This is a genomic window from Corynebacterium confusum (assembly GCF_030408715.1).
Lineage (GTDB): Bacteria > Actinomycetota > Actinomycetes > Mycobacteriales > Mycobacteriaceae > Corynebacterium > Corynebacterium confusum.
The window spans coordinates 1-26,759 of sequence record NZ_CP047202.1 but is presented as its reverse complement, the minus strand read 5'-3'; the positions used below and the strand labels follow the sequence as shown (position 1 = coordinate 26,759).

27 protein-coding genes and 3 tRNA genes are annotated in these 26,759 nt (G+C 63.2%); 12 read left to right on the top strand and 18 right to left on the bottom strand.

Features of this window, described 5'->3' with window-relative positions; genetic code table 11:
• The first annotated feature begins 34 nt into the window (after positions 1-34).
• Positions 35-307 (top strand): cell division protein CrgA, encoded by a 273-nt coding sequence (gene crgA / locus CCONF_RS00150; RefSeq protein ID WP_070767856.1) that lies wholly within the window; start codon positions 35-37, stop codon positions 305-307.
• A 65-nt stretch (positions 308-372) separates the two neighbouring features.
• Positions 373-723: a hypothetical protein gene (locus CCONF_RS00145; protein ID WP_290223944.1), complete on the top strand. Its 351-nt coding sequence runs from the start codon at positions 373-375 to the stop codon at positions 721-723.
• A gap of 378 nt (positions 724-1,101) precedes the next feature.
• Here CCONF_RS00145 and CCONF_RS00140 read toward each other — a convergent pair whose 3' ends face one another.
• The 4 genes from CCONF_RS00140 to CCONF_RS00125 all read right to left on the bottom strand — a co-directional run bounded on the left by CCONF_RS00140 (position 1,102) and on the right by CCONF_RS00125 (position 5,735).
• The gene (locus CCONF_RS00140; protein WP_290223942.1) at positions 1,102-1,767 is read right to left on the bottom strand and encodes a rhomboid family intramembrane serine protease; all 666 of its coding nucleotides are present in this window, start codon (positions 1,765-1,767) and stop codon (positions 1,102-1,104) included.
• Positions 1,768-1,901: 134 nt separating this feature from the next.
• Entirely contained in the window at positions 1,902-2,438 is a 537-nt protein-coding gene (locus tag CCONF_RS00135) for a peptidylprolyl isomerase (protein WP_083319062.1), read from the bottom strand.
• Between the two features lie 58 nt (positions 2,439-2,496).
• Positions 2,497-4,758: a 5-methyltetrahydropteroyltriglutamate--homocysteine S-methyltransferase gene (metE, locus tag CCONF_RS00130; RefSeq protein ID WP_290223938.1), complete on the bottom strand. Its 2,262-nt coding sequence runs from the start codon at positions 4,756-4,758 to the stop codon at positions 2,497-2,499.
• Between the two features lie 38 nt (positions 4,759-4,796).
• Positions 4,797-5,735 (bottom strand): methylenetetrahydrofolate reductase, encoded by a 939-nt coding sequence (locus CCONF_RS00125; RefSeq protein WP_290223936.1) that lies wholly within the window; start codon positions 5,733-5,735, stop codon positions 4,797-4,799.
• A 267-nt stretch (positions 5,736-6,002) separates the two neighbouring features.
• On the opposite strand from CCONF_RS00125, the gene CCONF_RS00120 reads away from it, so the two are divergent.
• The 5 genes from CCONF_RS00120 to CCONF_RS00100 all read left to right on the top strand — a co-directional run bounded on the left by CCONF_RS00120 (position 6,003) and on the right by CCONF_RS00100 (position 9,230).
• Positions 6,003-6,800, top strand: coding sequence for a hypothetical protein (locus CCONF_RS00120; protein ID WP_290223934.1), 798 nt, complete (start codon positions 6,003-6,005; stop codon positions 6,798-6,800).
• A gap of 191 nt (positions 6,801-6,991) precedes the next feature.
• Positions 6,992-7,195, top strand: coding sequence for a hypothetical protein (locus CCONF_RS00115; RefSeq protein ID WP_290223932.1), 204 nt, complete (start codon positions 6,992-6,994; stop codon positions 7,193-7,195).
• A 20-nt stretch (positions 7,196-7,215) separates the two neighbouring features.
• The gene (locus CCONF_RS00110; protein WP_290223929.1) at positions 7,216-7,746 is read left to right on the top strand and encodes a GNAT family N-acetyltransferase; all 531 of its coding nucleotides are present in this window, start codon (positions 7,216-7,218) and stop codon (positions 7,744-7,746) included.
• 49 nt (positions 7,747-7,795) lie between these two features.
• Positions 7,796-8,665 carry a DODA-type extradiol aromatic ring-opening family dioxygenase gene (locus CCONF_RS00105; protein WP_290223927.1) on the top strand — a complete coding sequence of 290 codons (870 nt, stop codon included), beginning with the start codon at positions 7,796-7,798 and terminating at the stop codon, positions 8,663-8,665.
• Between the two features lie 19 nt (positions 8,666-8,684).
• On the top strand, positions 8,685-9,230 hold the full coding sequence (locus CCONF_RS00100) for a DNA-3-methyladenine glycosylase (RefSeq protein WP_290223924.1): 546 nt from the start codon (positions 8,685-8,687) through the stop codon (positions 9,228-9,230).
• Here the strand turns inward: CCONF_RS00100 and CCONF_RS00095 are convergent.
• The 6 genes from CCONF_RS00095 to gyrA all read right to left on the bottom strand — a co-directional run bounded on the left by CCONF_RS00095 (position 9,227) and on the right by gyrA (position 13,370).
• The gene (locus CCONF_RS00095) at positions 9,227-9,709 is read right to left on the bottom strand and encodes a MarR family winged helix-turn-helix transcriptional regulator (RefSeq protein ID WP_290223922.1); all 483 of its coding nucleotides are present in this window, start codon (positions 9,707-9,709) and stop codon (positions 9,227-9,229) included. The genes CCONF_RS00100 and CCONF_RS00095 overlap by 4 nt on opposite strands.
• A gap of 158 nt (positions 9,710-9,867) precedes the next feature.
• Positions 9,868-9,940 (bottom strand) — tRNA-Ala (locus tag CCONF_RS00090).
• 291 nt (positions 9,941-10,231) lie between these two features.
• Positions 10,232-10,304 (bottom strand) — tRNA-Ala (locus CCONF_RS00085).
• A gap of 8 nt (positions 10,305-10,312) precedes the next feature.
• Positions 10,313-10,389: transfer RNA gene (locus tag CCONF_RS00080), tRNA-Ile, on the bottom strand.
• Positions 10,390-10,475: 86 nt separating this feature from the next.
• Positions 10,476-10,811: a DUF3566 domain-containing protein gene (locus CCONF_RS00075; RefSeq protein WP_290223920.1), complete on the bottom strand. Its 336-nt coding sequence runs from the start codon at positions 10,809-10,811 to the stop codon at positions 10,476-10,478.
• A gap of 3 nt (positions 10,812-10,814) precedes the next feature.
• On the bottom strand, positions 10,815-13,370 hold the full coding sequence (gene gyrA / locus CCONF_RS00070; protein WP_290223918.1) for a DNA gyrase subunit A: 2,556 nt from the start codon (positions 13,368-13,370) through the stop codon (positions 10,815-10,817).
• A gap of 100 nt (positions 13,371-13,470) precedes the next feature.
• On the opposite strand from gyrA, the gene CCONF_RS00065 reads away from it, so the two are divergent.
• Both CCONF_RS00065 and CCONF_RS00060 read left to right on the top strand, forming a co-directional pair.
• Positions 13,471-13,680: a CopG family transcriptional regulator gene (locus CCONF_RS00065; RefSeq protein ID WP_290223915.1), complete on the top strand. Its 210-nt coding sequence runs from the start codon at positions 13,471-13,473 to the stop codon at positions 13,678-13,680.
• The gene (locus CCONF_RS00060) at positions 13,677-13,946 is read left to right on the top strand and encodes a cell filamentation protein Fic (protein WP_290223914.1); all 270 of its coding nucleotides are present in this window, start codon (positions 13,677-13,679) and stop codon (positions 13,944-13,946) included. Before CCONF_RS00065 ends, CCONF_RS00060 begins: the two co-directional genes overlap by 4 nt.
• Positions 13,947-13,952: 6 nt before the next feature.
• On the opposite strand, the gene CCONF_RS00055 is transcribed toward CCONF_RS00060, so the two are convergent.
• The gene (locus CCONF_RS00055; RefSeq protein WP_246819185.1) at positions 13,953-14,372 is read right to left on the bottom strand and encodes a hypothetical protein; all 420 of its coding nucleotides are present in this window, start codon (positions 14,370-14,372) and stop codon (positions 13,953-13,955) included.
• Positions 14,373-14,668: 296 nt separating this feature from the next.
• On the opposite strand from CCONF_RS00055, the gene CCONF_RS00050 reads away from it, so the two are divergent.
• Entirely contained in the window at positions 14,669-15,115 is a 447-nt protein-coding gene (locus CCONF_RS00050) for a DUF6918 family protein (RefSeq protein ID WP_290223908.1), read from the top strand.
• On the opposite strand, the gene CCONF_RS00045 is transcribed toward CCONF_RS00050, so the two are convergent.
• Complete coding sequence (locus CCONF_RS00045; protein ID WP_290223906.1) at positions 15,075-16,391, bottom strand: FtsX-like permease family protein; 1,317 nt, start codon at positions 16,389-16,391, stop codon at positions 15,075-15,077. The two genes, CCONF_RS00050 and CCONF_RS00045, sit on opposite strands and share 41 nt — an antisense overlap.
• Positions 16,376-17,020, bottom strand: coding sequence for an ABC transporter ATP-binding protein (locus CCONF_RS00040; protein WP_290223905.1), 645 nt, complete (start codon positions 17,018-17,020; stop codon positions 16,376-16,378). The genes CCONF_RS00045 and CCONF_RS00040 overlap by 16 nt, the downstream gene beginning before the upstream one ends.
• Before the next feature lie 504 nt (positions 17,021-17,524).
• Here CCONF_RS00040 and CCONF_RS00035 point away from each other — a divergent pair.
• On the top strand, positions 17,525-18,337 hold the full coding sequence (locus tag CCONF_RS00035; RefSeq protein WP_290223902.1) for a sensor histidine kinase: 813 nt from the start codon (positions 17,525-17,527) through the stop codon (positions 18,335-18,337).
• A complete protein-coding gene (locus tag CCONF_RS00030) occupies positions 18,330-19,004 on the top strand; it encodes a response regulator transcription factor (protein ID WP_290223900.1) in 675 nt (224 codons plus the stop codon). Before CCONF_RS00035 ends, CCONF_RS00030 begins: the two co-directional genes overlap by 8 nt.
• Before the next feature lie 81 nt (positions 19,005-19,085).
• Here the strand turns inward: CCONF_RS00030 and gyrB are convergent, their stop codons facing one another.
• The 5 genes from gyrB to dnaA all read right to left on the bottom strand — a co-directional run bounded on the left by gyrB (position 19,086) and on the right by dnaA (position 26,759).
• The gene (gene gyrB, locus CCONF_RS00025; RefSeq protein WP_290223898.1) at positions 19,086-21,158 is read right to left on the bottom strand and encodes a DNA topoisomerase (ATP-hydrolyzing) subunit B; all 2,073 of its coding nucleotides are present in this window, start codon (positions 21,156-21,158) and stop codon (positions 19,086-19,088) included.
• Between the two features lie 114 nt (positions 21,159-21,272).
• Complete coding sequence (locus CCONF_RS00020) at positions 21,273-21,977, bottom strand: DciA family protein (RefSeq protein WP_290223896.1); 705 nt, start codon at positions 21,975-21,977, stop codon at positions 21,273-21,275.
• On the bottom strand, positions 21,977-23,161 hold the full coding sequence (recF, locus tag CCONF_RS00015; RefSeq protein ID WP_290223894.1) for a DNA replication/repair protein RecF: 1,185 nt from the start codon (positions 23,159-23,161) through the stop codon (positions 21,977-21,979). Before recF ends, CCONF_RS00020 begins: the two co-directional genes overlap by 1 nt.
• 25 nt (positions 23,162-23,186) lie before the next feature.
• On the bottom strand, positions 23,187-24,377 hold the full coding sequence (gene dnaN / locus CCONF_RS00010; protein WP_290223890.1) for a DNA polymerase III subunit beta: 1,191 nt from the start codon (positions 24,375-24,377) through the stop codon (positions 23,187-23,189).
• A 714-nt stretch (positions 24,378-25,091) separates the two neighbouring features.
• The gene (gene dnaA / locus CCONF_RS00005) at positions 25,092-26,759 is read right to left on the bottom strand and encodes a chromosomal replication initiator protein DnaA (RefSeq protein ID WP_290223887.1); all 1,668 of its coding nucleotides are present in this window, start codon (positions 26,757-26,759) and stop codon (positions 25,092-25,094) included.

Here is a 26,759-nt window from a genome sequence, read left to right as displayed (position 1 = left end):
CCGCCCCGCCCGTACACCAAAGTTAGGAAAGAACATGCCAAAGGCCAAGATTTCGAAGAACGCCCCGATCAGCTCGACCGCCAGCTCCTCGGCGAACCGCACCCCGGTCAAGATCAACTCGGAGGGCACCTCCAAGTGGTACATCGTGCTGATGCTCGGCCTGATGCTCATCGGGCTGGCCTGGATCGTGGTCAACTACCTGGCCGGCGAGCACATCCCGCTCATGCAGGAGCTCGGCCCGTGGAACTACCTCATCGGCTTCGGCCTGGCCATCATCGGTCTCCTGATGACCATGGGCTGGCGCTAAGCTTTTGCCCCGAAGGCGGCCTTTGGCCGCCTTTTTTCATGCCTTTTTCACGTAGTCTTTTGCGCATGAGCACTAACCGCGAATACCAAATGGACTACGACTGGCTGTGGGACAATCCCCCGCACAACGACGGCACCCCGGCGACGGTCCGGCTCGTTGTCACCGACGGCGAGCGCGATAGCGCCCAGGCCGCGCTGGCCGCCTTCCTGGACAGCCTGGAGCGCACCGAGGACGGCGCGTATGTCTCCGGCGGGTGGGTGGCCGCTGTCCGCTCCCAGCAGCCGCTGACCGTGGATATCACCTCCGGCGGAGAGGACGTCGCCGACGGCATCCAGGACGGCACGGAGCGTGCGTACGAGTTCTTCGGCCGCGGCACGGATCTCGGCCTGCACTGGACGCAGCTGCCCCGCCTCTGAGATTCTCCGCCGCAAAGTTTCCCACCACAGAGTTCTCCACAGTGTCCCCAAATTTTCCACCGGGGCACTCACCTGTGCTTTTGTAAATTACAAGAGTGTAAGCAGGGCTTTTACTGACACCGTTGGGTAAAAAGTTATCCACAGGCTGGGGATAAAAGTGTGAAAGCCCGTAATTCACAGAATTTACCACAGCCTGTGGATAACTTTTCTCCCCGTTTCCACACCGGATTAAAATTTCGAAAAATGATCGCTACACTGGGATTTGTCATTCGAAAAACACACAAGCGTTCGGAAATTACAAAAATGTAGTTATCCACAATGTGGACAACCGGTGTGAAATCTTTTCGAACACTTGCGCTCGTGGATAACACGCCGCACCTATCCCCAAAGGCCTGCTCGCGCCACTAATAACACGAATGCCGCCACCGTGGTCGCTGCGACACCCCAGCCGGAGACTTTGGGGTTGCGGGCCGCCACGAACAGGGCCAGCACCACGCCCACCGCGACGCCGCCCAGGTGGCCCCACAGGGACACGCCCGTGGCCAGGAAGGTGTAGGCGATGTTGACCACCACGAGCACGATGGGCGCGCGCAGATCGGTTCGCCTTTGGTAGTTCACGGCTACCAGGACCACCATGAGGGCGAAAAGCGCGCCGGAGGCACCGGCAGTCGGCTGAGTGAAGGCCATCCACACGATGCTGGCCGAGGCCCCCAGCACCGTCGCCAGATAGACCAGGGCGTACCGCGCCGAACCCAGGTAGGTCTCAATCTCCCTCCCGATAAGCACCAGCAGGAACATGTTCACCGCCAGGTGGCCTAGCCCCAGGTGCATGAAGGCGCTGGTGACCGCCTGCCAGTAGTGCCCGGCGGAGAATTCGGGGCCCCAGAGACTCCAGCTCAACGCCAGCGAGGAGTGGTAGTAGCTGCCGGTCACAGACCGGGACTGGACGGCGGTGGCCAGCCACACCGCGCAGTTGACGGCCACGATCCAGGCGGTGACAGGGGCGGTGCGGTAATAGGAACGCAGGTGCTGTTCGAAAGTCATGGTTAAAACGAGGGCTTTCTGTAAAACCAAGGGGCGAAAACAAGGAAGGCTAGGAGGAAGCAGATAGCAAAAAGCCCGCCCGGCCGGCTGATGCGGCGGGGCGGGCGGGAGGGCTCATCGCGGGAGCCTAGGGCTTAGGCCTCGGCGATCTCCACGGATTCGATGACCACGTCTTCGCGCGGGCGGTCCATGCGGTCGGTGTCGACCTTGGCGATCTTGGACACGACGTCCTGGGACTGGGCGTCGGTGACCTCACCGAAGATGGTGTGGTGGTTGTTCAGGTGCGGGGTGGCAGCCACGGTGATGAAGAACTGGGAACCGTTGGTGCCCGGGCCGGCGTTGGCCATGGCCAGCAGGAACGGGCGATCGAACTGCAGCTCCGGGTGGAACTCATCCTGGAACTGGTAGCCGGGGCCGCCGCGGCCGGTGCCGGTCGGGTCGCCGCCCTGGATCATGAAGTTGTCAATGATGCGGTGGAAGATGGCCCCGTCGTAGAACGGGCCGGACTGCTCGCCCTTAGCGTTCTGGGTGGCGTATTCCTTGTCACCCTTGGCCAGGCCGATGAAGTTTTCTACGGTAACCGGCGCATGGTTACCGAACAAGTCAATAACAATGTCACCCAAGTTGGTGTGCAGAGTTGCTGTAGCGGTCTTCTGAGTCATGCCCGCCATTATAGATAATGAAGCAAGGGCGCGCCGCGTGCGGCGGCACGCCCTCAGCGATCGCGGGCTAGACCACGGCGTCGCGCGCTCGGATCATGTTGCGCAGGGAGGCAGTCGTCTCCTCGTAGCCGCGGGTCTTCAGGCCGCAGTCGGGGTTAATCCACAGGCGCTCCGCCGGCACGTTCTTCAGCGCCGTGCGGATGAGCTCCGCCATCTCCTCTACCGACGGCACGCGCGGCGAGTGGATGTCGTAGATGCCCGGCCCGATTTCGGAGTGGAACTTCTCGTCTAGGTCCTCGAGCAGCTCCATGCGGGAGCGGGCCGCCTCGATGGAGGTGACGTCGGCATCGAGCGCCGCCACGGCGTCGATGATCTGGCCGAACTCGGAGTAGCACAGGTGGGTGTGGATCTGCGTGGTGGGCTGGGCTTCAAGCGCCACCAGGCGGAAGGCGCGCACCGCCCAGTCCAGGTACTCGGCGCGGTCTTCCGCGCGCAGCGGGAGCAGCTCGCGCAGGGCCGGCTCATCGATCTGGATGATCCCCACCCCGGCGTCCTCTAGATCCCGGACCTCGTCGGCCAAGGCCACGCCCAGCTGATCCGCGGAGACCGATTGCGGGACGTCGTCGCGCACGAAAGACCAGGCCAGGATGGTCACCGGGCCGGTGAGCATCCCCTTGACGGGGCGCTCGGTCAGCGACTGCGCGTACGAGGTCCACTCCACGGTCATGGGCGCCGGGCGGGAGATGTCCCCGACGACTATCGGCGGGCGGGTGCAGCGGGAACCGTAGGACTGCACCCAGCCGTGTTCGGTGACCACGAAGCCGTCGAGCAGCTCCGCGAAGTACTGGACCATGTCGTTGCGCTCGGCCTCGCCGTGGACCAACACGTCCAGGCCCAGTTCCTCCTGCAGGGCTACCACGCTGGCGATCTCCCGCTTGAGGGCGTCCGTGTAAGCCGCGTCGCTGAGCTCACCGGCCTTATGCTTCGCGCGGGCCGCCCGGATCTCCGGCGTCTGCGGGAAGGAGCCGATGGTGGTCGTCGGCAGCGGCGGCAGCTTGAGCAGCTCCTTCTGGGCGCGGTTGCGCTCAGCAAAGGCGGGCTCACGGCTCACGGCCCCGTGCGGCAGGGCCGCGGTGCGGGCCTGCACGTCCGCGTTGTGGGTGCGGGTGGATTCGGCGCGGGTGCGCACGGCGCGGTCGGCCTTGGCGAAGGCCTGCGGGGCCGCCTCCGGCCCCGCGGCGAGTGCGACGACCTCGGCGATTTTCTCATCCGCAAAGGAGAACCAGCCGGCGACGTCCACGGGCAGGTTCTTTTCGGCCTCCACGGTGTGCGGCACGTGCTGCAGGGAAACCGAGGTGGACACCGATGCTCCGGGCAGCCGCTCGAACTTCTCCCGCAGGTCGTGCAGGTTGGCCGCCCAAACGTTGCGCCCGTCCACCAGGCCGGCCACCAGGTGGGTCTTGGCTGCCAGCTTTGCCACCCGGTCGAGGTAGCCCGGCTCCTGGCCGAGCGTGCCCACGCTGAGATCCACCTGCACGGCCTCCGGGGCCAGATCCTGAAGGACGTCGAGGCTCGCGCGGGCCGCGCCGTACGGGGTGGTCAGGTAGACGTTCGGGCGGGTCTGCGTGCCCAGGATGGCGCGGTAGGCCTCGGCCAGGTGGGAGGCTAGTTCGGCGTCGCTGGCCACCGTCAGATCCGCTACCACGGCGGGCTCGGCCAGCTGGACCCATTCCACGCCTTTGACGTGCAGGGCTGCCAGCAGCTCCTGGTAGACGACGACCAGCTCCGCCAGGCGCTCCAGGGGCTGTTTGGTCGCGCCCTCGGCCGGCTTAGACAGGGCCAGCAGCGTGACCGGGCCGACGAGGTAGGGGCGGACGGTGTGGCCAGCCTGGCGGGCTTCGTCCACCAGCTTCAGCAGGCGGTCCGGGTGGGCGCTAAAGCCCAGGTCGTCGGCGATCTCCGGGACGATGTAGTGGTAGTTGGTATCAAACCACTTGGTCATCTCCAGCGGCGCCTTGTCGGCGTTGCCGCGGGCGAGGGTGAACTCATCGTCCAGCGTCAGCCCCGGCACCGCGCCGACGGTCAGGGCGGTTTCCAGCACCTGGTCGTAGTAGGCCACGTCCGCTGGGATGGCGTAGTCCTCGTCGAGACCGAGGCCTTTGAGGCGAGCGTAGGTGTCCACGCGCAGCGAATGGGCGGCGGATTCGAAGCTGGCCTCGTCGATACGCCCGGCCCAGTAGGCCTCGAGGGCCTTCTTGAGCTCGCGGTTCGCACCGACCCGGGGATAACCCTCGATGGTCACGGCGGGGAATTTCTTCGGTGAAGACATGGTGGTGTTCTCCTTTAATTTTTCGTTCTGATTGCGGTTTAGGCGGCGGCGATGCCCACCCGGTCCAGCAGGTCCTGGGTCACGGCGGCGTTGTTGTGGGTATAAACGTGCAACCCGCCCGCGCCCCCGGCCAAAACCTCGCGGGCCAGCTGGGCGGTCAGGTCCAGGCCGATCTCGTGCTCCTCGGCCGGGTCCCGCGCCTGGGCTAGGCGGTTAACTACCGGCGCCGGAACGGGCAGGCCGGTGAGCTCGCCCATGCGCGCCAGGCGCTTAGCGCTGGTCATGGGCATGATGCCCGGGATCAGCGGGATGTTCACCCCGGCCAGGTGGGCGCGCTCGGCGAAGCGGTGGTAGTCCGCGGCGTCGAAGAAGAGCTGGGTGATGGCGAAGTCGGCGCCGCAGCGCTGCTTGGTCAACAAGACGTCGATGTCCTCGTCGGCGTTGCGAGATTCGGCGTGCCCCTGCGGGTAGCAGGCCACGCCCACGGCCAGGCGCCCGGCGGCGAAGCGGGCGGCCTGGGACTGCTCCCACTCGCGGACTAGCCGCACCAAGTCGTCGGCGTGCGGCAGGTAGCCCTCCGGCAGGGAAGTCTGCCCCGGGGCGAGGTCGCCGCGCAGGGCCAGCAGCCCGCGCACGCCGGCATCGACGAGCGTGTCTATCCAGCCGATGAGCTCCGCGCGGGTGCCGGCGGTGCAGGCCAGGTGCGCGAGCGGGCGCATCTGGGTGCGCTGGGCGATGCGCTCGATGAAGGCGGCGGTGCCGCGCAGCCAGCCGGAGCGCTGGGAACTGGTGACCGCGATGTAGTCGGGGTGGTAGGAGCTCAAGGCTTCGAGCAGGCCGTTGACCTTGGCGGCATCCGCGTCGTGGCGCGGCGGGATGACTTCGAAGGACAGGGCGGTGCGCTGTGGCACCGGCGCCGGGTAGACATTCAGCTCGTTTTGGTCTAGTGGCGCGGAAGCGGACATCCGGGGGACCACGGTGACCTCCTCTGCTGGTAGTGGGCTTGCGCTTAGCGAGAAATGTACCAAGCTGTTCATTTTTGACACCAGAGTTTTCCAAACGTAATACCTTTAAAACCGCAGTAGCTGTAGCGATCTCCGATTTTCGGGTGAATAAAACGCGACCCAAAATGAACCAAGCGGTCTATACCCGGCTGTGTTCTCGGCCCCTCCTATTGCCGCCCCGCCCAAAAGTTCACTACGCTGGACTAGGAACGATTAATAAACCTTTACTTAGGAGAAACCATGAATCTTGGCAGCTTGAACATGGCCTACCGAGTCGGTTCGTCCCTGTGGAACCAGTTCGCTGAGTTCCGGGACGAAAAGGCCCGCCAGACTTACGACGCTTTAGAGGAGGCCGCGGACAAGGTGGACAACCACACCCAGGACTGGTTCCCCGGGTCCCGCAAGGAGGCCGGCCGCGTGACCCAGGCCGCCCACTCCCGTCTGGAGCGCGCCCTCGAAGACATCAAGTCCCAGGCGAACGAAGCCCAGGACAAGGCAAAGGACAAGACCGAAAACGCCACGGCCAACCTGCGCAAGTCCGCCACCGAAGCCCGCAAGAAGTCCCAGAAGAAGGCCATCCAGCTGGAACGCCGCGCCCAGGACTCCCGCAAGTCCGCCACCAAGGCCGCCAAGAAGGCCCGCAAGCAGGCGACAAAGAAGCAGAAGAAGCAGAACCGCTCCGCGTTCTGGCCGATCGCGGCGGTCGTGGCCGCGGTGGCCGCTATCGGCGGCGGCGTGTACTACTGGCTGCGCCGCAACGACACCCCGTCGGAGCAGCCGCCGCGCGTCGAGGAATTCGGCGGCAACGAGCAGACCGCCGGCTCCACCTTGGTCTACACCTCGACCACGGAGAAGCCGGTGTCCACCCAGGTGGAAGAAGGCGTGGTGGACCGCGACGAGGAGCTGCTCGGCTCCCTGGACGCCCAGCTGGCCAACCACCAGGCGGAGACCGCTGAGCGCCCGGAGGAGGACACCGCCCGCCTGACCGACGACTCGGATAACGAGGGCAAGCACCGCCTGCGCGAGGACGAGGACTAGTCCTTTCACCCCCGTAGCTTCCGCCACCCCCGCGAAGTGAAGTACACGGTTGTACTTACTTTCGGGGGTGGCTTTTTATTACATAGATCTCATTCGGACCTTCTAATTAGATTCTATAGCGCCCCGGACAGTAATTTATGGAGAACAACGTTGTGCACTTCGATCGGTCGGGAGCAAGGAGCTTCAGCTAGATGAGTATTGAATCTTTGACGGTAAAACTTACTAACGGGGAGACTTTTTATTTTTCCGCGGGGCCGATAGTCGGGGATCCGTCTAACCGGGTGGAAAACCTACGCTTTGCGATTGAGAACGACACCGTGTTCCGCTCCGTGGACGAGTCCGGGGTGGCCCGCGAATTCGCTGGCCACGAGGTGGCCAACTACCACCTGGCCTAGCGTGGCCCACAATGGCGCGCATGGACTCTCAGACACAGGATGACAAGCTGAACCAGAACCCTGACCAGCTGCAGATCGAGCTGCGAGCGACCCAGGAATCGGATCGCACCTACATCGCGCGCCTGAATTTCTTGACCGACACTTTCGGGGACGAATTCGGCGAGATCTCTGAGCATTTCGATAAGGATTACGAGTACTACGTAGCGGCGTGGAACCCGAACGAGGGCGGATTCATCGCCTGGGACGCCTACGTCCCAGCCGGCGGCGTGTGGCTGATGTGGGGCACGGAGGAAAGCCACGGCTTCGGCCACGCCGAGGAGGGCATCCCAGAGCTCGCGCTCGCGGTGGAGGGCCGCTACAAGGGCCAAGGAATTGGCACCTCGCTCATCCAAGCCGCCACCGAGCTGGCCCGCAAACTGGGCACTCCCGGCATCTCCCTGTCGGTGGATCCGAACAACCCCCGCGCCCACCGGCTCTACCAGTACCTGGGCTTTGAGCACGAGAGCGAGCGCAACGGCCACCTGGTTCTCGTCAAACGCTTTACAGATTAAGTATTCGTGGGCTAGCCTTACTTTACGCTTTAAGTACAGGAGAGTCCCCATGCCCACCCTCGCCGAAGAATTCAACCCCGTCCGCCCGGCCGGCGCCATCTACGATCTGCGCGAACGCGCCCTCCCCGAGACCCACCTGCACCGCCGGTGGGAGCCGGCCGACGGCCCCCTGCCAGCCCTGTTCATTAGCCACGGCGCCCCGCCGGCGCTGGGCAACCACGGCTGGATGAACGACCTCTACGACTGGTCGCGCTCCCTGCCGAAGCCGCGGGCCATCGTGGTGGTCTCCGCGCACTGGGAGAACGCGCCGGTGGCCATCAACGCCACGGCAGCCGATGCCCCGCTGTTCTACGACTTCTCCGGCTTCGACCCGGAGTACTTCACCCTGCGCTACCCCACCCCGGACGCCGGCGAGCTCGCCCAGCGCGTCGCGGGCCTGCTGGGTTACCAGCCGGTCCACCAGTTCGCCGATCGCGGCTTGGACCACGGCGCCTTTATCCCGCTGATGGCCATGTATCCGGCCGGCGACGTGCCCGTCGTCCAGGTCTCCATGCCCAGCCTGAACCCACAGGACCTGCTGGAGCTGGGCGAGAAGCTGCGCCCGCAGCGCACGGAGGGCATCCTGGTCATCGGCAGCGGCTACATGACCCACTCCTTCGCGGTCTTCCGCAATCCCGAGCTCTCCGGCCACCTGGACGCCTTCGACGAGTGGGCCGCGGCCAACATCCACTCCGGCAACGTGGACGCCCTGACCGACTACCTGCACCAGGGCCCAGGCGCGCGGATTGCCCACCCCACCGCCGACCACTACGTCCCGCTGCTGCTGGCGATGGGCGCGGCCACCGACCCCACCAGCGCCCACACGGTCTTTACCCGCAAGGGCCTGGGCAACCACATCCGCTCGATCGAGGTCTACTAGCCTCTATTAATCTGGGGCCATGATTGATTTTTCCGCCCCCGCCGACGTAGTCGCCCCGCAGCTTTTGGGCTGCATCTTTCACTTCGGCGGCGTGGCGATCCGACTCACCGAGGTCGAGGCCTACCTGGGCACCGAGGACCCCGCCGCGCACACCTTTCGCGGCAAGACCCCGCGGAACGCGACCATGTTCGGCCCGCCGGGCAGGCTATACGTCTACGCCTCCTACGGCATCCACCGCAACGGCAATATCGTCTGCGCGCCGGAAGGCACCGGCCAGGGTTGCCTGCTGCGCGCCGGCGAGGTGGTCGCCGGCAAAGAACTAGCCTATTCCCGCCGCGGCGAGACGGACTTCTATAACCTCGCGCGCGGTCCGGGAAACCTCGGCCAGGCCCTAAACTTCACGCTCGCGGACAACTCCTCCCCCGTCGAGCTGGAGCCCCGCGCGGCCGAGCCCGAATGGGTGGCCGGGCCGCGGATCGGCATCTCGAAGAACCAGCAGGCGCCGTTCCGCTTCTGGATCCCCTGGGATAAAAGCGTGTCCCGCCGGCGCGGTTACCCGGCCTAGAAGCGCCCGCCGAAGCGGGGGTCTTCCTCGATGGCCTTAATAATGCGGTTGTTCACCTGCGTCATGGTGCGGATCTGGGAGCGGGTGAGCTTGTCCGCGACCACCGCCCGGGCCTGGCGGGCGTGCCCCGGGGCGCTGGCGACGACCTTGTCCCAGCCGGCGTCGGTGAGCTTGGCAAACGTGGTGCGCCCGTCGTTGGGATCCGGGAAACGCTCGACCCAGCCCTTCTTCTCCAGCCGGGTGACCACCTGGCTCAGGCGCGACAGGGAGCCGTTTGCCGTAATGGCCAGCTCCCGCATGCGCATGCGGTGCTCCGAGGCCTCAGACAGACGAGACATCACCGTGTAGTCGAAGAAGCTCAGTCCCGCGTCCTCCCGCAGCTGGGCGTCGAGGACAGCAGTCAGCCGGATGTTAACGGCCATGAGGGACATGAAGGCTTCCAGCTCTTCCTCGTCGAGCCACTGCGGTTCTTCGTTCATGCACCGTATTGTAGTCGGGAAACACAACGCTTAAAAGCTGAAGCGAATATATTTCTCAGCGCCGCCTACTTGAGCCCGCCAAAAAATGGGCAGCCAGCCTAAAAATAAGGACCTGACCCCGGAAAACAACGTTTCCGGTGTCAGGTCCTGCACGGTAGTGGAGCTAAGGGGAATCGAACCCCTGACCTTCGCATTGCGAACGCGACGCTCTACCAACTGAGCTATAGCCCCGTTATGTCTTTAAAGCGTACTCCGGTGAGGCCGGTGCCTAAAAATCGGGGCGCCCAGCTGCGACTTTAGGCGAATTCGGGAAGTGGCTTCAGGCGCATGTTGGTGACCTTGACGTCTTCGCCGTAGCCCATCTCATCGATGTGGTTGGCGGCGTCCTGGAGAGTGCGCATGACCAGCTCGCGCACGGCATAAGGTTTTCATTAATCGGTGAACACCCGACTAGTACGATCCTCGGGACCGGGCAGGGAAAGAAAAACACCAGGCGGTTTCGCCTGGCGTTTGTGGTGATTGTGGAGCATAGGAGAATCGAACTCCTGACCTCCTGCTTGCAAAGCAGGTGCTCTACCAATTGAGCTAATGCCCCATGTTCCGTGGTGGGCCTAGCTGGAATCGAACCAGCGACCTCATCGTTATCAGCGATGCGCTCTAACCGACTGAGCTATAGGCCCCTGTGTGGAACGACTATGAACTTTACATACCCCCTTGAACCTTTAGCAAATCGCCAGTTCAAAGGGGGTATTCACGGAAAGTTTACCTAGTCATCGAGGTCGCAAGTAAACCCACCGAAAAGCTCCGCGATGGCGTTGTAGATCATCGTTATCACCGGAACGAGAATGGCTACCAGGATAGCCATAATGGCGCCCACGAGGGCGCTGGCGGAAAAGACTACGCCGAAAGTGACATGAAAATCACCGCCCACGTCACCGACCAGCGCGTTGACCGAGTCCCAGATGCCCGCGGCAGCCATGCCGAAGTAGAGCAGGGTCACGGCCAGCAACCAGGCGATGAGCCCGACCAGGGCCATCGCCATGCCCACCTTGAAGGCGGAGACCGGTGCGATGCGCGAAAGCGTTACTTCCCGTCGTGCCATGTATTACTCCTCGTCCTTGGCGGAATCGTTCGCCTTGAGCTGTTCGGCCTGTACGTCTTCCACGGTCTTTTCGCCCTTAGCTACCGCCTTGGCTTCTTCTTCGCCGCTTTCTTCGACGTTGCGGTCGATGGCCAGTAGCTCCACGCCGTCGGCCAGGTTGACCAAACGCACGCCCATAGTAGCGCGCGAGGACGGGCGGATCTGGTTGACTTCGGTACGGACCACACCGCCGGCGGAGGTGATGGCGAAGATCTCGTCTTCCTCATCCACCGAGATGGCGGCGATGAGCTTGCCGCGCTTCGGGTTGTACTTGAAGGTCATCACGCCCATGCCGCCGCGGCCCTGCGGGCTGTATTCCTCAATGGCGGTGCGCTTGCCGTAGCCGCCGGAGGTGGCTACCAGCAGGAACTCGCCGTCGTGGACGACGGACATGGACAGCAGCTGGTCGTCGCCCTTGAAGCGCATACCCTTCACGCCGGCGGTCGCACGGCCCATCGGGCGCAGCTGGTCGTCGTCGGCGGTAAAGCGAATTGCCTGGCCCTGTTCCGAGGTGAGCAGGATGTCGTCGCCTTCGCCCACCAGGGACGCGCCGATGAGCGCGTCGCCCTCGTTTAGGTTGATGGCGATCAGCCCGGCCGAGCGCGCCGACTCGTAGTCGGTCAGGCGGGACTTCTTGACCCGGCCCTGCTGGGTGGCCAGCACCAGGTAAGGAGCATCCTCGTAGGACTGGATCTGGATGATCTGGGCGATCTTTTCCTCCGGCTGGAACTCCAGCAGGTTGGCCACGTGCTGGCCGCGGGCGGCGCGGCCGGCCTCCGGCAGCTCGTAGGCCTTGAGGCGGTAGACCCGGCCGAAGTTGGTGAAGAACAGGATCCAGTCGTGGGTGGAGCAGATGAAGAAGTTCTTGACGATGTCGTCCTGCTTCAGCTCCGCACCGCGCACGCCCTTGCCGCCGCGCTTCTGGGCCTTGTAGGAATCCACCTTGGTGCGCTTGGCGTAGCCGGTGCCGGTGATGGTGACCACGACGTTTTCGCGGGCGATGAGGTCTTCGTCCGTGACGTCGCCGGTCGCGGCAACGATTTGGGTGCGGCGCTCGTCGCCGTACTTTTCCACGATCTCGGCGAGCTCGTCGTGCACGATCTGGCGCTGGCGGGCCTCGTTGGCCAGGATGTCCTTCAGGTCGGCGATGACTTCTTCGATCTCGGCCAATTCGTCGACGATCTTCTGGCGCTCCAGGGCGGCCAGGCGGCGCAGCTGCATGGCCAGGATGGCGTCCGCCTGGACGTCGTCCACGTCCAGCAGGGACTTCAGGCCCTCGCGGGCCTCGTCCACGGTGGGGCTGCGGCGGATGAGGGCGATGACCTCGTCCAGCATGTCGAGGGCCTTGACCAGGCCGCGCAGGATGTGGGCGCGCTTCTCGGCCTCGTCTAGGCGGAACTGGGTACGCCGGACGATGACCTCGATCTGGTGGGCCACGTAGTAGGACAGCATCTGATCCAGGCGCAGGGTGCGCGGCACGCCGTCGACGATGGAGAGCATGTTGGCGCCGAAGGAGGTCTGCAGCTGGGAGTGCTTGTAGAGGTTGTTGAGAACCACGCGAGCCACGGCGTCGCGCTTGAGGGTGACGACAATGCGCATGCCCACGCGGTCGGAGGACTCGTCCTCAATCTTGGAGATGCCGGCGATCTTGCCGTTGGCCACGGACTCCGCGACGTTGGAGATGAGGTTATCCGGGTTGACCTGGTAGGGCAGCTCGGTAATGACGATGGTCTGGCGGGAGCCGTGCTCCTCGATGCTGGTCACGCCGCGCATGCGGATGGAACCACGGCCGGTGGTGTAGGCGTCCTTGATGCCGTTGTCGCCCACAATCAGGCCGGCGGTCGGGAAATCCGGGCCCTTCACGCGTTCCATGCAGGCGGCCAAGGCTTCTTCCTCGCTGGCGTTCGGGTTGTCCAACAGCCAGTAGATGGCCTCGGCCAGCTCGTTGAGGTTGTGCGGCGGGATGTTGGTAGCCATGCCGACGGCAATACCGCCGGAGCCGTTCATAAGCAGGTTCGGCACGCGGGACGGCAAAACGTCCGGCTCCGAGGTCTTACCGTCGTAGTTCGGGGAGAAGTCGACGGTGTTTTCGCGGATATCGCGGACCATCTCCATGGCCAGCGGCGTCATCTTACACTCGGTGTAACGCATGGCGGCCGGGCCGTCGTTACCGCGGGAACCGAAGTTGCCCTGGCCGTCTACCAGCGGGTAGCGCATGTTCCAGGACTGCGCCAGGCGGACCAGGGTGTCGTAAATGGCGGAGTCGCCGTGGGGGTGGAACTGGCCCATGGTGTCAGAGACCGGGCGGGCGGACTTCACGTAGCTGCGCTCCGGGCGGTAGCCGGAGTCGAACATCGCGTAGAGGATGCGGCGGTGCACCGGCTTCAGGCCGTCGCGGACCTCCGGGAGGGCACGGCCGACGATGACGGACATGGCGTAGTCGATATAACTCGACTCCATCTCCTGGTTAATATCAATCGGAAAAATCCGATCGAAATCTTCATTATTGTTGTCACTCATAACCACCTATTGTACTGGGACAAAGGCGCAGACGGGCATTCACGGGCCCAGAATGTCCCGAAAAGATCATATCTGGTATCACGGTGATACCATTTCGGGCATGGCCATGACCTTGCGACTACCCCCCGATCTAGACCACGCGCTGACCCTGCTGGCGTCCGCGTGGGGCACCTCCAAACACGAGGCCGTCATCCGCGCCGTGACTTTGGCGGCCGCCCGCACGCTTAACGATGCCGCCATCCAAGACCTCGCCCGCTCGTTGCTGCCCGGCCGCGCCCAGCTGGAATCCGAAATCCGGTCCGCCCGATGAGCCCGGAACAGCTGTTGCTCGTGGCCCGCGAATACCAGCGTCTGCACCCGGCGGCTCGCGTGAGCAATTTCGCGGCACTGGCCGCGGCCTCAGCGGCCGCCCACGCCCACATCGACGGCATCGCCGTGCAAGCCTCGGACCTGACCGCCGCCCGGACCTTGCGCACCTGCCTGCGCGCCTTCCCGGCGCTGAACACCGGCAACGAGGATTTCGCCGAACTCAGCGCGCGCGTCTTCCTGCGCGCTCGGGAGCAACCGGTAGATTAAACTCCGCTACAGCCGGTATGGCGGCCAGGGCTTGCCGTCGGGGAAGTACCGGTCATATGTCCAGCCCAGACGAAATGGAAGGACATATTTCTGGGGGCCGTTGTTTGCTGCCCAGATTGACTTTGGTTTAGTTGCCTTCTCAGCTTCTTCTCGGTCGGTGTAAACCCCGTAACAGATAGGGTCAAAGTCCCAGAAGCTGCTATCGGTGATTTCGGGAGTGGGTGCGCCTGTGAACACTCCATAGAGAATCTGGTCCCGGCTATCGACCTCGACCTCGAAATCTTCCCAGGTTCCTATCATGTCACCGGGTTGTGCACGCCACCAGCCGTCAATCTTCCGGGCGGTCTCTTCGGACTCGACAAACCCGCAAAGGGGTTCGGTGTGATCCGGGTAGCGGACATAAATGACGCAAACGACAATTTTCATAGACATTGTTCTACACGCGGCAGGGAAGATTAGCTACTGGGGAGTAGCTCCGCGCATAGTATGTTTTCCCGTGGTACACGATTGTTCCCAACCGTAGCACCGATAAAGCGCGTACCTACTTTGCCATTGCATGAAAAAGCAACGTTCTTTTGAGTGGGGGTGCGTGCGCATGGCCGACGCCTCCAGCAGGTGGGCGTAGAAGGGCCTTTTGATGACAATCTGGACGCGGGAAAGTCACCGAACTCAACGCGCGCGTCTTCCTGCGCGCTCGGGAGCAACCGGTAGATTGATCTTCTATGACCGCAACCAATCTCTCTCCCCTGCTCAAAGAGCCCCGCCGGAACTCCACCATCTCCGACCTGGAAAAGCTGGCGGATAAGATCATCGATAGCCAGACCGGCATCAGCGGCTTTGCCTTGAAAGCCGCCCTCAAGGCGGCTACCAAGGTTCGCCCCAACGTCCTGGCTCAGGCCATCGACCGGCTGCTGCCCGACGTGCTGGGCGAGCTGGAGGGCTACTGGCAGGAGTTCAGCGACAGCAACTCTGACGACTTCGGCGTCTTCCTGTCCCCGCGCAGCCAGCAAGTCATCGACAGCCTGCTGGCCGTGGCCGACCAACACGCCGAGAAGGTCAACAACGCCACCCTCACCAAGGCCTACCAAAGCTTGCGGGGCAAGGCCGCCGGCCTGCTGGAGCCCTACGTCACCGACATGGGACAGATCCTGCAGCGCAACCTGGGTTAGACGCGCGGCTAACCGCAATTCTGATAGCCGCGGTCACCAGGAACATCGCTCCAATCACGATGATGAAGGGAGTCCACCACAGCTGGCCCCACCAACTGGAAGGGAAAAAACCGTGACCCAGGGAGGCCTGGAGGGGTGCGACGACGATAATGCCCAGCACCAAGACGGCAAGAGCCGTCGCTGCCGTTAGATATGCCGCCTCCCACACTTGGAGGATGGAGTGCTCGCCGCGGCCCGCTCCGGATAGAAACAAGCCGCGAGCATCCCGGCTTACTCGGCGCCGCAAGAGCAAGGGGATGACGCAGGCAGCCACGAGCGCGGGCCCCAACACTGGAGCTAGGACGACGACAAATACGCCGGGACTGCTATAGCTTGCTCCCTGCTCTGCTCCCCCGATCCGGAGCGCCGAACCAACGCCGAAAAACAACGTGCCGACCAATACCCACGGCACGATCTGCGGGGCTGCAAAGCGCACCCGGGCCCGCAGGTTGGCTGCCGCGACCTGTGCTAAAGGCCCGGCCAGCCGTCCCGCGCAGGTCAGCTGTACGAGGGACGGTACCAACCATCCCCCGAGGACGACGAAGGCCATAATCAGGCCCATGCCCCAGGACATCACCTCGTCCGGCTCAGTGATCTTCCTAGCTACGGCCGGATAGATTAAGGCGGCCAACAGGCCGTAGGCGATAACCGTCCGACCGACCCGCCAGGCTTTCGCCCACGGGCCAGCCTCCGTTTCCGGGAACGGCGGGACACGAGCCGGATCTCTCCGTGCGACCCGCCATAGCGGCAACCACCCGCCGACGATGCCCGCACCAGCGCAGACCCACGTAGCAATAGCTTTCGCGGGAAAGTCTTCGGAAGGGTTACCGAGCGGAATTCCATCGGCACGTAATTGCTCCAGCGCGGGCTCGACAAACCAGTGGGCCTGTTGAGCGCCTAGGAAAGCCCCGAGGAGGCACACCGCCATGATGAGCACGCCTAACAGTACAAAAACCAGCCATCCTGGCATCCCGCTAAGCTTCCAACGCGCAAAGGTATATGCCCGCTCGGTGATAATCAGCCGAAGCTGCGAGAAGCTCACTGCCACAATCACCAGTACCGCCATCCCCAAGATGCTGCCGCCCAGGGCACCAGCCTCATCACCGCCGGCATCCAAGAGCAACAGGGCTAGTGCAGCGCTTAATCCTCCCATCGCCATGGACACCGCGACCGCCACCCAGGACCAAGCGCTAGCGACGAATTCACTATATAAGACATAGGCTATTCCGCGTCCCATGCTGACACCCTCCCCAAATCAATGATCCGGTCGGCCCGTGCAGCGGCTGCCTCGGAGTGAGTCACCATCACCACGGTGCTGCCCTGCTGGGCAGCTTGTCCTAAACAATCCAAAACCGCGGACGCACTCGTATCATCGAGGGCGCCGGTGGGCTCATCAGCAAAGATATAGGGGACTTCCGCGATGACCGCTCGGGCAACGGCTACCCGCTGCTGCTGCCCTCCTGATAGCTGATGCGGTAAGCGTTCTTTCAGGCTTTCTATACCCAGCAGCCGGAATGTGCGGTCGACGACCGCCTTACTCACCTTCCGGCCGATGAGACGGCTAGTCAACTCCGCGTTGTGTCGTGCGTTAAGCGCCTCGAGGAGGTTGTAATCTTGGAAGATGAAGGCACGTTGCCGGCGGCTCGGGGCATTGATGTCGCCACTGGTCGGGGTATCCAATCCCGACAGTAGGTTGAGCAGCGTGGTTTTGCCGGAGCCAGACGGCCCGATCACGGCCACGAACTCACCCGGGGCAATGTCGAGGTCGAGGTTCTGAAAAACCATCTGCGACCCGAATTTCTTGGTTACTGTCCTTGCGTGTAGCCCAGGTGACGCATCCGCCTGGGACTTCGTTGTCTTCTGCATGGTTACAAGTTCACTCCGCGGCAGCCGGATTAGACAGGGCGCTAGGTGGCCTAGTTGTTGGGGAGTTAGCTCTACTGTGCTGGCGGCTAAAACCTAATAAGCTTTCTAAGCATCATGGAGCAATCATCAGTCTTCGCCGGATTTCATCCCGCACCGTGGAAACTCCTAGCTAACGGGTATACGTGGCGTGCGCTGGGTATTAGTTTTGTTCTGGCTATGGCTGCGCTACCGATGATGCTTTGCTCTTTAATGTTGCTGCCCTGGCTCCCGCTTGTCGGACGCGCGGTAGCCGCGCTGGGGCGGGCGTGCGCGGGTGGAATGGGGATCGACATTGCTCCCCGGCCAGGAAAAGGGATGATAAACGGCCCGCAGCTTATCCATCTGGTAATTCAAATTCTGCTGGCCACAGTCAGTCTGATCGTGTGGTTTGCCGCGGTGCTTCTCATCCCGTTGTTGTTTGCCATGCCGTTCATCTTTTTAAGCTCCATCGATAGCAGGTTTGACGTGGGATTTTGGTCGACCGACAACCCGGTCCTGGTCGCCGCGGCGTGCTGGCCGCTAGGGATAGTCTTGTTTATCGTCCTGCTCTACGGGAGCTGGGGTATCACCGGTTTGGCAGTTAAAGCCACCTCAGTCCTACTCAGCCCGGACCAGCAGGAACTGGACTCTCTCCTCGCCTCGCGCACGACCGTCATCGACGCCTTCGATGGCGAACGCCAACGCATAGAGCGGGAACTACACGATGGCCCGCAGCAATACCTGACTGCGCTGCAGTTAAACCTATCCACCTTAGAGCTGGCGCTGCAGTCTAATCGCGACCCCGAGAAGGCTCTGCGCTCTGCGCGGCACAATGTGAGTGAGGCCCTGGCGAGCCTCCGCGCCACGGTCCGCGGGATCTCGCCCCAAGTCCTTTACGATGAGGGCTTGCAGGCTGCCATCGACGAGTTGCTGGTGCATAGCGGCCTGGATACGACTCGCTCCTTTTCCGGCCGCGAACGCGGGCTAGACGCCACTTCGGCCCTACTGGCCTACCACTGCGTGGCCGAAGCGTTGACCAATGCCACGAAGCACGGCAAAGCCCAGCGTGTGGCGGTGCGCGTCGAATGGATGGCAGACTCTGTCCTCGTCTCCATCGCAGACGATGGTCAAGGCCCGCCGGCCACCCCGAGCACCTCCGGCACCGGGCTAGTGGGACTGCGAGAGCGGGCGGCTGACCTGCACGGCACGTTGACCCTACTGCCCGATATCCGACTTGGTGGGGCACGCCTAGAACTCACCGTACCCTATCGCAACCTGCAGGAGCGAAAAGATGACTAAAACCGATTCCTCTACCCAGCCGTTAACCATCGTCTTGGCGGAAGACTCTGTCCTGTTGCGCGAGGGTCTGCGCGAACTCTTGTCAGCGCTCGGGCACGAGGTTCATACCGTTAACGATGCCGACCAGCTCAAACAACAGGTCCGCCTGGTCCAACCGGATATCGTGGTAACGGATGTTCGCATGCCCCCGGAACACAGGGACGACGGATTGCGCGCTGCTCACGACCTGCGGAGTGAATGGGAAGCTACCGGGGCCGGTAACCTGCCCGTGGTGGTTTTGTCCCAGTACGTTGCCGCCAGCTACCTCGACTCCCTGCTCGAGCACGGCGGGTTCGGATACCTGCTGAAAGAACGTATCGCGGACGTAGCTGAACTAAACCGTACCCTGGGCGAGGTAGTAGGTGGTGGAATCGCCGTGGATCCCGAGGTCATTTCCTCGCTTCTGCAATCGCGTCGCTCCGGTATAGCCAACCTCACCCCGCGGGAGACAGAGGTCCTAGAACTCATGGCACGAGGCTTGAGCAACGGCGAAATCCAACAGCGCCTCGTGCTTACCGCCGGTGCCGTCAGCAAACACGTGGCCAACGTCTTCATGAAACTGGGCTTTAGCCCCCAGGACGACAACCGCCGCGTCAAAGCCGTGCTTTTGTGGTTACGTCACCACTAAACGCGTCACCTAAAAGTCCCACCAGCACCTGCAAACGCAAAAACGGCAGCAGGAGTAGTACTCCCACTGCCGTTGGCCTCCTTAGACGTCGAGGAAACGGACGTCCTTGGCGCGGCGGGTGATAAACGAACGGCGGGCCGAAACGTCATCGCCCATGAGGATGGAGAACAGCTCGTCGGCGCGCTGGGCGTCTTCCAGATCCACGCGACGCAGGATGCGGGTCGTCGGATCCAGGGTGGTCTCCCACAGCTCCTTGGCGTTCATCTCGCCCAGGCCCTTGTAGCGCTGGATGCCGTCGTCCTTGTTGATCTTGCGGCCGGCGTTCAGGCCCTCCTGAAGCTGCTCGTCGCGCTCGTCGTCGGAGAAGGCGTAACCCGGGGTGCCCTTGGACCACTTCAGCTTGTAGAGCGGCGGGTTAGCCAGGTAGACGTGGCCTTCCTCAACCAGCTGCGGCATGAAGCGGAACAGCAGGGTCAGCAGCAGCGTGGCGATGTGCTGGCCGTCGACATCGGCGTCGGCCATCAGCACGATCTTGTGGTAGCGCAGCTTGGAGATATCGAATTCCTCGTGGATACCCGTGCCCAGCGCGGTGATGATGGCCTGGACCTCGGCGTTTTTGAGCACCTTGTCCATGCGGGCCTTCTCCACATTCAGGATCTTGCCGCGCAGCGGCAGGATCGCCTGGTAGAGGGAGTCACGGCCGGCCTTAGCGGAACCACCTGCGGAGTCGCCCTCCACGATGTAGAGCTCCGAAATCTTCGGGTCCTTGGAACGGCAATCCGCCAGCTTGCCGGGCAGGCCGCCCAGGTCGGTGGCAGACTTGCGGCGGACCATCTCGCGGGCCTTGCGGGCAGCCTGGCGCGCGTGGGCCGAAGAGACGGCCTTGTTGATGATGGCCTTGGCCTCCGCCGGGTTGGCGTCGAACCAGTCATTGACATGCTCGTTGACCGCGCGCTGCACGAAGCCCTTGATCTCGGAGTTGCCCAGCTTGGTCTTGGTCTGGCCCTCGAACTGCGGGTCGCCGACCTTAACGGAAATGACCGCGGCCAGGCCCTCACGGCAGTCTTCGCCGGAGAGGTTGCCGTCCTTTTCCTTGAGCAGCTTGTGCTCCTTGGCGTAACGGTTCATCAGGGAGGTCAGCGCCGCGCGGAAGCCCTCCTCGTGAGTACCGCCTTCGTAGGTGTTAATCGTGTTCGCGAAGGTGTGGACGGACTCCTTGTAGCCCTGGTTCCACTGCAGCGCGACCTCGACTTCGTGGTCCTCACCGATGGCGTCGAAGCTGACGATGGTCGGGTGAATCCCAGTCTTGGTCTTGTTGAGGAACTTCACGTAGTCCACCAGCCCCTCGGGGTAGTAGAACGTGGCCTTCTTCTGCAGCTTCTTCTTCGGCTTATCCTCCGCCTGCTCCTCAGCGGATTCCGGGTCGGCCGGATCCTCGTTGATGTCGGCGTCGTCGAAGGAGGCGGCATCCAGTTGCGACTCCCCGGACTCGGCCTCGGCGATGGCCTCGAGCTCGAGCTGCTCCTGGGTCACGCGCTCGTCCACCAGCTCGATGGTCAGGCCCTTGTTCAGGAAGGCCATCTCCTGCAGGCGACGCGCGATCGTGTCGTAGTCGTAATCGGTGGTTTCGAAGATTTCCGGATCCGCCCAGAAGCGGACGGTGGTGCCGGTCCCGCGGGCGTTGCCGCCCTCGACCAGGTCCTCCGGGATGGCGTTGACGAAGTTCTGGTACCAGTGCTTCCCGTCGCGCTTGATCTCCGCCTCGACGCGCGTGGACAGCGCGTTGACCACGGAGATACCCACGCCGTGCAGGCCGCCGGAAACCGCGTAGGAATCCGAGTCGAACTTGCCGCCCGCGTGCAGCTGGGTCATGACCACCTGCACGGTGGGCGCGCCGGAAGCGTGCATGGAGACCGGGATACCGCGGCCATCATCGATGACCTCTACCCCGCCGTCCTTGAGCAGGCGCACGGTTACCTTGGTGGCGTAACCTGCCATCGCCTCATCGACCGAGTTGTCCACGACCTCCCAGATCAGGTGGTGCAGGCCGCGTATGCCGGTGGAACCGATGTACATGCCCGGGCGTTTGCGAACTGCCTCGAGGCCCTCCAGGATCGTAATTGACCCGGAATCATATGCTGGTTGTTCAGCCACGGAACTACGTTCTCCTTTTGGCTATAGCTAGTTTTAAGACCTTTACCATTCTACACTGTGGTCCCCTACTGAAGGCCAGCTACCACGCCTTAAAACCGCCTTTTAAGGGCTAAATTAGCCGTAGGTATCTTGGGAGCCTTGAGGTTTGACCCACATGCGGCCCTGGTAGTTGCGGTGTTGCTTGGGGCCTACGATCTTCAGCTCGGTGACGACGTCGGGGCCGATGGTCTCGGCGATTCGCTTGATGATCTGACGCTGCAGGTAGCGCAGCTCCGTGGCCCAGTTGGAGTTATCGGTCTGGATATAGACCGTCTGCCCATCAATCTTTTCTGGCCGGGTGTGCGCGGCGATGCGCTCTCCGACCAGCAGGGCCCAGTGCCCCATGATCCAGCCGTGGGCCAGGTCCTGCTGCCACCCGCGCTCGATGATTTCGCGGCCCAGCGCCATGCCGAGGCTGGGGACGCCGATGGAGCGTGCCACCCGGCGGCCGTCGGCGCCGCTGGGACGGCCCTCCTGGTAGCCCTGGTAGTTGTCTATCTCGGTATACCGCTTGAGCGAGGAAATCGAGTGAATATCCCGCTCGTCGCCGGTCTCCTGGGTCTCGTCATCCGCGTCGCGCTTTGGACGCTCCGCCACGTTTCCCAGTAATTTGCCGGCGATGCCGGGTACCGAAAGGTCCTCGCGGCCGGGTTCCATCCGCAGCTTGCGGGCCCGGCGAGCCAGCTTGGGCGGGTTCTTGGCCGTCAGGCGAATGCGGTGAAAGAACTCACTGACCGGGTCGTCGGGATCAAATTCTTCACGTTCTACCCAGCGCGCCACTACTGCTCCTCCGGGTCGTCCGCGGAATCGTCTCCCGCGGAGATTTCCGAGATTCGGCCCTCGTCGGTATCGCGCACAGTGACCTCGTAGCGGTGGCTGGTCTCGAGGTTGTCCGGCAGATCCTCGTCCACCGCGGCGGTGATGAGTACCTGTTCGGCGTCGCTGGCTAGGTGCACGAGCTTCTGCCGGCGCTTCGCATCCAACTCCGCGAAGACATCGTCCAGGATCAGCACCGGGTCGCTTCCCTCCTGGCGCAGCAGGTTAAACTCCGCCAAACGCAGGGCGATGGTGTACGACCAGGTCTCGCCGTGGCTGGCGAAGCCCTTGGCCGGCTGCGGTCCCAGATTCAGGACGAGATCGTCGCGGTGTGGCCCAACCAGGGAAATCCCGCGTTCGATCTCCCGGTTGCGGGCGTTGCCCAGCTCCGCCAGCAGCACGGCTTCTAAGACCTCGCGGTCGCTGGTGTCGATCGTGGACTTGTACGTAATCTCCGCTGGGCGCGACTCGGGAGCCAGCCCCGCGTAAGCGGCGGGGATGAGCTCGGAGAGGGCATCGACAAGCTCGAGACGGGCGGCGATCACCTGGGCACCCAAGTGCGCCAGCTGCCCGTCCCACACATCCAATGTGGAAAGCGCCGAGACGCCCTCGTCGTCCTGGTAGCCGCGGCGCAGGGCCGGCGATGCCGACTTCAGCAAGGCGTTGCGTTGCTTGAGCACCTTGTCGTAATCCGCCTTGACCCCGGCTAGCCGCGGGGTGCGCGAGGCGATGATGGTGTCCAAGTAGGCTCGGCGCTCGGCCGGCTCGCCGCGGACCAAGGCCAGGTCCTCCGGGCAAAAGAGCACGGTCTTGACCACGCCCAACAGCTCGCGGGGCGAGTTCAGGCGGGTGCGGTTGATCTGGGCCTGGTTCGCGGCATGGGGCTTGAGCAAAAGGTGCGTGGTGAGCTCCCGGCCCTGGTTGACCGCGGTCATGGAGACGCGCGAATTCTGGGCGCCCTGGCGGATGAGCGGGGCGTCGTGGTTGACGCGGTGCGAAGACAGGTGGGCGGTATAACCCACCGCCTCGACGATATTCGTCTTGCCGAAACCGTTGCGGCCCACGAACAGAGTGATCCCCGGCTCGAGCTGTAAGTGCAGGTTGGGCCAAGAACGGTAGTCCCGCAGATCCAGATCGCGAATATACATGCGTTAGACGCACCCCGCTTTCTGTTTAACCGGGCAGGCGAACCGGCATAAGCAGGTAAGTGAAGTCGGTCTCCGGGGTGGGGAAATTACCGTCTGCGTCTGCCTCCGGCATGTTTTCGGGTTCCGGGATCATGATGGCCGGCCGAGACGGCTCGGTGAAGCCGAAGACCACGCGGTCGGTGTGCACCACGCCCAGGCCATCCTTCAGGTAGCTCGGGTTGAACGCGATGATGAGCTCCGAAACGCCGGAGAAGGCACACGGCAGGGTTTCCTCTGCGGTACCGGAATCCGAACCGCCGGCAGACAGGATCACCTGGCCGGAGGTGAACTGCATGCGGATCTGCGCGTTGCGCTCCGTCAGCAGGGACACGCGCCGGATGGCTTCCTGCAGCGGACCAATCTCAATGGAAGCCATCGCGGTGTGGGTCTTCGGCAGCAGCGGGGCGACGTTCGGGAAGTCCGCGTCCAGCATGCGCGTGGTGGTCTCCCGGCTGTCAGCGTGCAGGCCGAACAGGCCGTCGCCGCCGATGTTCTCGCCGGTACCCACGGCGATCTCGACCGGGGTGTTCAGGCTGGTATCCAGCGTGCGGGCGTTGTCCTGGAGGGTCTTCGCTGGGACTAGGAGCTTGGCCTCGACGCTGTCATCCTGCGGTTCCCATTCCACCGTGCGCATGGCCAGGCGGAAACGGTCCGTGGCCGTGAGGTGAATGGTCTTGCCCTGGATGTCCATGTGCACGCCCGTGAGCATGGGCAGGGTGTCATCCTTACCGGCGGCGGAGGCGACCTGGAAGATCGCGTCCACGAAGAGCTGCGGGTTGATGGTGCCGGTGACCTCCGGCAGCGTCGGCAGCTGCGGGTAGTCATCCAGGGGGATCAGCGGCAGCTCGAAGCGGGAGGAGCTACAGGTCAGCAAAACCTTGTTGCCGTCCAGGCGCAGATCCACCGCCTGGTTGGGCAGGTTAGCCACAATCTCAGCGATCAGCTTGCCGGCAACGGCAATTCGGCCGGGGTTTTCCACTTCCGCCGGGATCCGCACGCGCGTGGATACCTCGTAATCAAAGCCGGTAAGTTCCAGTCCCTGCTCGTCAGCGGTGATGAGCATAGCGCGCAGGACAGGCTGCGTGACCTTGGTCGGCAGGTTGCGAGCAACCCAGGCGACTGCGCTGGACAGGTCGTCCTTGGCCACGCGGAATGACACGGAAGAGGAATCATCCATGGTGGGTCTAGCTCCTAGAAATTCGCGAATTATGTAAGTGCTTCCAACTTACCCGATCAGTACCCGCGCTCGATCTGCGGGTTGAACGACATTTTGTCATTCTAGTCCGAGCCGTCTCGGTGGGTGAGGCGAGCCGGGGCCGGACTTTTTCACACACCCTAGTTTTGTTGGATCTCTAGAAATTTAAAGTAGCAGTAGTAGTAACCGTTGTGGGATCTGTGGATAGCGCCCTAAATGACAAGTTCGGGGCGCAGATCCAGGCTGTGGGTTCGGCTGTGATCATTTTGTGATCAAAGCGGCCGATCTGTGATCAAATTCGGATTCTTGTCATTTGATCACAGGGGCGCGCGGTTTGTTCACCGGAATTACACAAATCCCCTCACAGATCAGGCCGGGAGGCGGTTGCCCTGTGTAATTCATTTTTGTGAGGCGGATCTATGAATTACAAGTCTGTAATTACACAACTGTGGATAAACGTTGTGGATAAACTTCTTTTCCAGCTGCGAGCTGGCGCGATGCCCAGTATGGGGCGGCACCAGGAGGGCTCGTGGCGGGCTGCGGATGTGTAATTCCACAATTGATGCGGACTCTGGGGCTCCGAGTTACCGCGTTACCGAGCTACAAGGAAATCTAGGCCGGAGGATTAGAGACGCAGAAAGGCCCGCCGTCCCTCGGGGAGATGGCGGGCCTTGGGTTCTGTGTTCTTTTTCGCGGTTAGCTGCGCCCGCGGGCCTTGATCCTCTGGGTCAGGGTTTGGATCTCGTCGTAGGTCGCGCGCTTTTCCGTCATTTCCTTGCGGATCTTGCGATCGGCGTACATGACGGTGGTGTGGTCCTTACCGCCGAAGTGATCGCCGATCTTCGGCAGGGAAAGCTCGGTGAGCTCGCGGCACAAGTACATGGCCAGCTGGCGCGCGTGGGCGACGGTGCGCTTCTTGCCGGCGCCGGTCAGCGTGGAGACCTCGATGTCGAAGTACTCCGCGGTCACGTCCATGATGGTGGCCGGGGTGATCTGGGCATCGGCGGCATCCGGGGCCAGGTCCCGCAGGGCGATCTCGGCCATCTCGACGTTGATGGGCTCGTTGACCAGCGAAGAATAGGCCGAGACGCGGATGAGCGCGCCCTCGAGCTCGCGGATCGAGGACTCGAAGCGGGAGGCGATGTGCTCCAGGACCGCGCGGTCGACGGTGGTGCCGTCGGCGGCCGCCTTCTTCATCAGGATGGCAATGCGCGTTTCCAGGTCTGGCGGCTGAATATCCGTGATGAGCCCGCCCTCAAAGCGGGTGCGCAGGCGGTCCTCCAGGGTGGTCAGCTGCTTGGGCGGGCGGTCAGACGACAAAATGATCTGCTTGTTGGCCTGGTGCAAGGCGTTGAAGGTGTGGAAGAATTCCTCCTGCGTCGACTCCTTGCCCTCCAGGAACTGGATGTCGTCGACCATGAGGATGTCCAGGTTGCGGTAGCGCCGCTTGAAGGATTCCTGGCGGTCGTCGCGCAGGGAGTTGATGTAGTCGTTGGTGAATTCTTCGGAGGAAACGTACTTGACCCGCAGGCCCTTGTGCAGGTACTGCGCGTAGTTGCCGGCGGCGTGGAGCAAGTGCGTCTTGCCCAAGCCGGAGCCGCCCCAGATGAACAGGGGGTTGTAAGCGCGGGCCGGGTTTTCGGCGACTGCGACGGCCGCGCCGTTGGCGAAGCGGTTGGACGAGCCGATGACGAAGCTGTCGAAGGTGTGCTTCGGGTTCAGGGACTGATCGCGGTTCGGGTCGTGCGCCGGCTCCTCGCGCGGCATCCGGTTGCCGTAGTGCGGCGTCTGCTGCGGTTGCTCCACCGGGGCGGGGGCGTCCGGCTGTTGCTGCTGGTAGTGATCCGCCAGTTCGTCCAGACTGGCTGGCGCGTGGGTCTGGGACCACGGCTCGCGGCGGTGCGGCTGTTCGCTGAATTCGCGCTGCTCCGGTGCCGGCTGCGTAGCGGTCTGGGCGGCGGCCGGATCCGTGATCTGGTGCGGGAAGTCCGGCATCTTGGTCACGTCCACTTGGTGCAGGCCCGGTTCGGGCTCCGGTTCGGGCTCGGGCGTGGGCTGCGGCGCGGCGGGGGCCTCGGGGGCGGCGACCGTCACGGCCAGGGCGCAGGGGCTGGCCAGGTGCCGGTTGAGGGACTTGGTGATGTAGTGTCCCAGTTCCTGCTCGAGGGTGCGCTTGCCGGTTTCATCGGGCGCGGCGATCAGCGCGTAGCCGTTCATGACCATGATGGGCCGGGCGATCTGCAGGTACAGGCGCTGGGAGTGGGTAAAGGTTGGTACGTCGGAGTCTGGCTGCTCGGATTGAGCCAGGAGATCATCGACCACAGTTCGCCAGGTGGCGTTTATGTTCGCTTGCGGATCAGACAC